Genomic DNA, 4,575 nt, shown 5'->3' with positions numbered 1-4,575 from the left:
ATTTCTTCCGCTCTGGTAAGGCTCATGGCATGCTGTGCCACTTTTTGTGCATAGCTCCTGTCAACCGAAGTAACAATTTTCTTTACTTTAAGAATGGAACTGGGGCTCATGCTCAGCTCATGGAATCCCATGCCTAGAAGGAGCAGGGTTGCCAGAGGATTTCCTGCCAGTTCACCGCACATGCCGGTGAATTTGCCTTTCTTTTCAGAAGCTTCAATTACATTTTTGAACAATCTAAGCAATGCAGGATGAAAGCCGTTATAGATCTTGCTCACATTTGTGTTTCCGCGATCCACAGCAAGGGTATACTGGGTCAGATCATTGGTTCCGATGCTAAAAAAGTCGATCTCCTCACTAAATAAATCTGCAGCAATTGCCGCCGATGGGATTTCAACCATGATGCCCACCTTAATATTATCATCAAACTCCTGGTTTCTTTGCCTTAATTCTTCCTTTGCTTCTTCCAGAATGGCTTTTGCCCGGATCACTTCCTCTACGCCGGAGATCATGGGAAACATCACCAGTGCCTTTCCAAACTTGCTGGCTCTAAGTATGGCTCGGAGCTGGGTCTTGAAGAGCTCCGTATCTTCCAGACAAATTCGGATGGCCCGATAACCAAGGAAGGGATTTTCTTCCTTGGGCAGGTTGAAATAAGGAATTTCTTTATCCCCTCCCACATCCAGCGTACGAATGATGACAGGTTTCCCGCTCATATCCTGCAGCACCTTTTTATAGGATGCAAACTGTTCTTCTTCGTCAGGCTGGCTGTTTCTGTCCATATACAGAAATTCCGTTCTGAAAAGTCCCACACCTTCTGCTCCATATTCCAATGCTTTTTCTGTATCTATGGGCAAACCGATATTGGCCACAAGCTCAATATGATGTCCGTCCCGGGTACTGCTTGGCAGGTTTTTGATCTGACTCAGCTCTCTTTTGATAAGCCTAGCTTTTTCTATCTTTTTTTTAATTTCTACGACTTTCTCTTCTTCAGGATCAATTTCCACTTCGCCCTTGCTGCCGTCAATCATAAGAATCTGCCCATCCTTTACCATGGATAATACGCCGGAAGCTCCCAGGATAGCCGGGATCTCCATATTCCTTGCAAGGATCGCCGTATGAGCGGTTGCACCGCCAACTTCAGCAATGATTCCTTTTACATGGTTCCTGTCAAGGGTAGCCATCAGAGACGGTGTAATGTCATGACCAACAATGATCACCTCTTCCTCCATGCAAGAGATGTCCTTAATCTCAAGTCCCAGGGCATTCATCAGCAATCGATTCCCTACATCCTTAATGTCTGCTGCCCTTTCCTTAATGTAGGGGTCGTCAATCATCTCAAACACAGCGACCTGCTCTTCCACTTTTTTCATGATTGCATGCTCTGCTTTCCAAAGCTCATTTTTCACAGCATCTTTGATTTCCTCATAGAAAATGGGGTCTTCCAGAATCATCAGATGAGCCTGAATGATTTCCGCATCTTTCTCCCCTACTGTGAGCAGTGTTTTCTGATAGATAGCATCCACCTGTTCCTTTGACTGATTGAATGCCTTTTCGAGCTTATCAAGCTCGTCTTCAACCTGATTTTGCAGAATGCAATTAACATCAATGGATATTTCCGGTTCCTCCAGAATATATGCTTTCTCAATGGCCAAACCGGGCGAACAGGCAACTCCAATCTTCATCTTTCCCACCTTATTCCTCATTCCTCAAACTTTTCAATAACTTCAGAAAGACGTTCAATGGCCTGCTGCTCATCCTCTCCTTCCGCAGAAAGATGAATGATACTTCCTGCGGCTATGCCTGCAGACAGTACATGAATGATGCTTTTTGCATTGACTTTCTTTTCTTTAAATTCTATGGAAATGGCAGATTTGAATTTTGCTGCTTCTTTCACAAATTGGGCTGCAGGTCTTGCATGAAGCCCTGTTTTGTTCTTGATCATGATTTCTTTACTTAGCATTTTCTAATCTCCTTCTATCAGTTCACTTTGGGTTTGCCCGATGGCCAAGCAACTCTAAAACTCCTGCTTAGCCCCCGGATAACACGACCTCACGTTCATAGGGAGTTGTAACTCCCTATGAACTGGGTCTTAGTTTATGAATGCATTTTTTCAGGCTGTCAGCCACCGCTTCCATGAATGCTTCCGAAAATGTCGGGTGGCCATGAATGATCTCTGAAACCTCATGGGCTGTGATTTCCATGCTCATCAATGACGCTGCCTCGTTAATCATTTCAGCAGCAGCCGGTCCTAGGATGTGCACTCCAAGAATTTCTCCATACTTTCTGTCAATGATCACTTTCACGAAGCCTGCCCCTTCGCCGGATGCCAACGCTCTGCCATTTGCTCCAAAGGAAAATCTCCCGATGGCGATGTCATACTTCGCCCTGGCTGCTTCTTCAGTGAGTCCTACGCTTCCAACCTCAGGCATCGTATAAAGGCAGCTTGGAACATAAGCAAGATTTACTTTTTCCTCTTTTCCCATGGCGTTGGCCGCTGCCACTTCTCCCATTTTGAAGGCAGCATGTGCCAGCATCCATTTCCCGTTCATATCTCCAGCTGCATAAATACCTTCCATACTGGTTTCCATCTTGTCATTGACTTTAATTTTGCCGCGGACCAGTTCCAGATCCAGGTCTTCTATGGCCTCCAGGTCTGCCACTCTGCCGATGGACAGCAGGGCTTTGTCGGCCTGCAGTTCCCCTTTGTCGGTATTGATCAGAAGCTTGCCATTTTTCTCCTGCAGCTTTTCCAGTTTCGTCCCGGTCATCACCTTGATGTGTTTCTCTTCTGCCACTCTTGCCAGCTCCCCGGAGATCTCCTGATCCATCATGGGTGCCAGCCTGTTTTCCATTTCAATAATGGTCACCTGGCTTCCATAAGCCCGAAACACGGTGGCCAGTTCAATTCCGATTACTCCTCCGCCGATGATTGCCAGATGTTCCGGGATCTCTTTCAAGTCCAGAATTTCATCGCTGGTCAGGACCAAGCTGCTTTCCATTCCCGGAATCTTGATCCTGGATGGCTTGGAACCTCCCGCCAGGATGATCTTTCTCGCTTCTATGGTTTCTTTGCCGTCTACGGTCACTTTCTTATCCTTTGTGACTTTTCCGACTCCCTTGTAGGTTTTGACTCCGTAGCTTCTTAGCAGTCCTGCCACTCCATTGGTCAAGGTCTTCACCACATCATTCTTTACCGCTACGATCTTATCCATATCAATGGTATAGTCGGTGGAACTTAGCAATATTCCTCTTTGGGCTGCGTGATGGATGGTTTCCAGTATTTCTGCATTCTTTAGATAGGTCTTTGTGGGAATGCAGCCTCTATTCAAACAGGTTCCGCCTACGATATCCTTTTCCACCAGGGCTACTTTGCCCCCCAGCTGGGAAGCTTTGATGGCGGCTACGTAGCCTGCCGGGCCTCCGCCGATAACCACTACGTCATATGGCTCCGAATCAGCGGAAACCCCAGTCCCTTCATGGGGCACAGGCGCTGCTTTTGCCTCATCAGGCTCCGCTTTTCCTTTGGCAGTAAGCTGAGCTTCCGATTTGTTTTGTACTTCTGCTTTTTCCGGAATATCGACTTTCTCACCTGCCGCTCCCAGATATCCGATGGTCTTTGTAACGGACACCACGTCCCCCTCCTGATGAAGGATCTTGATCAGGGTTCCTGTCACCTGGGCTTCTACTTCCATGTTTACTTTATCGGTGAGAATCTCCAACAAGGGCTCCCCTTGTTCCACTTTATCTCCCTCCGCCTTCAGCCATTTGACGATGGTTCCTTCCTCCATAGCCATGCCGGCTTTGGGCATAATGATTGCTGTTGCCATTTTATTCTCCCTTTACTCTTCCCTCTATATGAATAGTTCTATCGGATTTTCAAGCAGTCTCTTTATTTCCGTTACAAACTGTGCCGCAAGCAACCCGTCGATGACTCGATGGTCTACCGTCAGGGTGATGTTCATCATGGGCTTAATCCCGATGGTTTTGTTTCCATTTGCATCTGCTACTACCAGCGGCTCATCCTTTGTGGCGCTGACTGCCAGAATTCCAACCTCAGGCGGGTTGATGATGGCAGTGAAGTTCTCTATGCCGAACATACCCAGATTGGAAATGGTAAAGGTCCCGCCGGTGTATTCATCCGGAGTCAGTTTTCCGGTTCTGGCTTTCTCAAACAGAACACCGGACTCTTTGGAGATTTCTACAACAGACTTCTGGTTCGCATTTTTTATCACCGGAACGATCAGTCCGCTTGGTGCCGCTACCGCAATACCCAGGTTTACACTCTTGTATTTCACGATTTTGTCATCAATCAGGGATTCGTTCAATTCTGGATACTTCTGAAGTGATTTAATCGCCGCCCTTGCGATGTAATCTGACACGGAGGTTTTCTTCTCCTGTGCCTCGTTGATCTGTTTTCTCAGGTCAAGCAGTTTTTCCAGATTTACCTTTTGTGTGAAGTACAGATGCGGTGCGGTAAACTTGCTGTAGGCTAACCGCTCTCCGATAATTTTCCTGATGCCGCTGTATGGGATCACTTCCAGAATCTCTTTTCCATCCGGTGTGAACTGCGTCTCT

General features: G+C 46.9%; 4 protein-coding genes. All 4 read right to left on the bottom strand.

Annotated features, from left to right (window positions below; genetic code table 11):
* The coding region (gene ptsP, locus KCX82_RS22645; RefSeq protein WP_227020711.1) for a phosphoenolpyruvate--protein phosphotransferase at positions 1-1,682 on the bottom strand (1,682 nt) is incomplete at its 3' end.
* 17 nt (positions 1,683-1,699) lie between these two features.
* Positions 1,700-1,960: an HPr family phosphocarrier protein gene (locus KCX82_RS22640; RefSeq protein WP_227020710.1), complete on the bottom strand. Its 261-nt coding sequence runs from the start codon at positions 1,958-1,960 to the stop codon at positions 1,700-1,702.
* A 115-nt stretch (positions 1,961-2,075) separates the two neighbouring features.
* The gene (gene lpdA, locus KCX82_RS22635; RefSeq protein ID WP_227020709.1) at positions 2,076-3,827 is read right to left on the bottom strand and encodes a dihydrolipoyl dehydrogenase; all 1,752 of its coding nucleotides are present in this window, start codon (positions 3,825-3,827) and stop codon (positions 2,076-2,078) included.
* Between the two features lie 24 nt (positions 3,828-3,851).
* Positions 3,852-4,575: dihydrolipoamide acetyltransferase family protein (locus KCX82_RS22630; protein WP_227020708.1), on the bottom strand; the 724-nt coding region annotated here is incomplete at its 5' end.

The sequence above is a fragment of the Sinanaerobacter chloroacetimidivorans genome (assembly GCF_018128545.1).
Taxonomy (GTDB): Bacteria; Bacillota; Clostridia; order Peptostreptococcales; family Anaerovoracaceae; genus Sinanaerobacter; species Sinanaerobacter chloroacetimidivorans.
The sequence above is the reverse complement of the archived record's forward strand: the minus strand, read 5'-3'. Positions and strand labels throughout refer to the sequence as shown.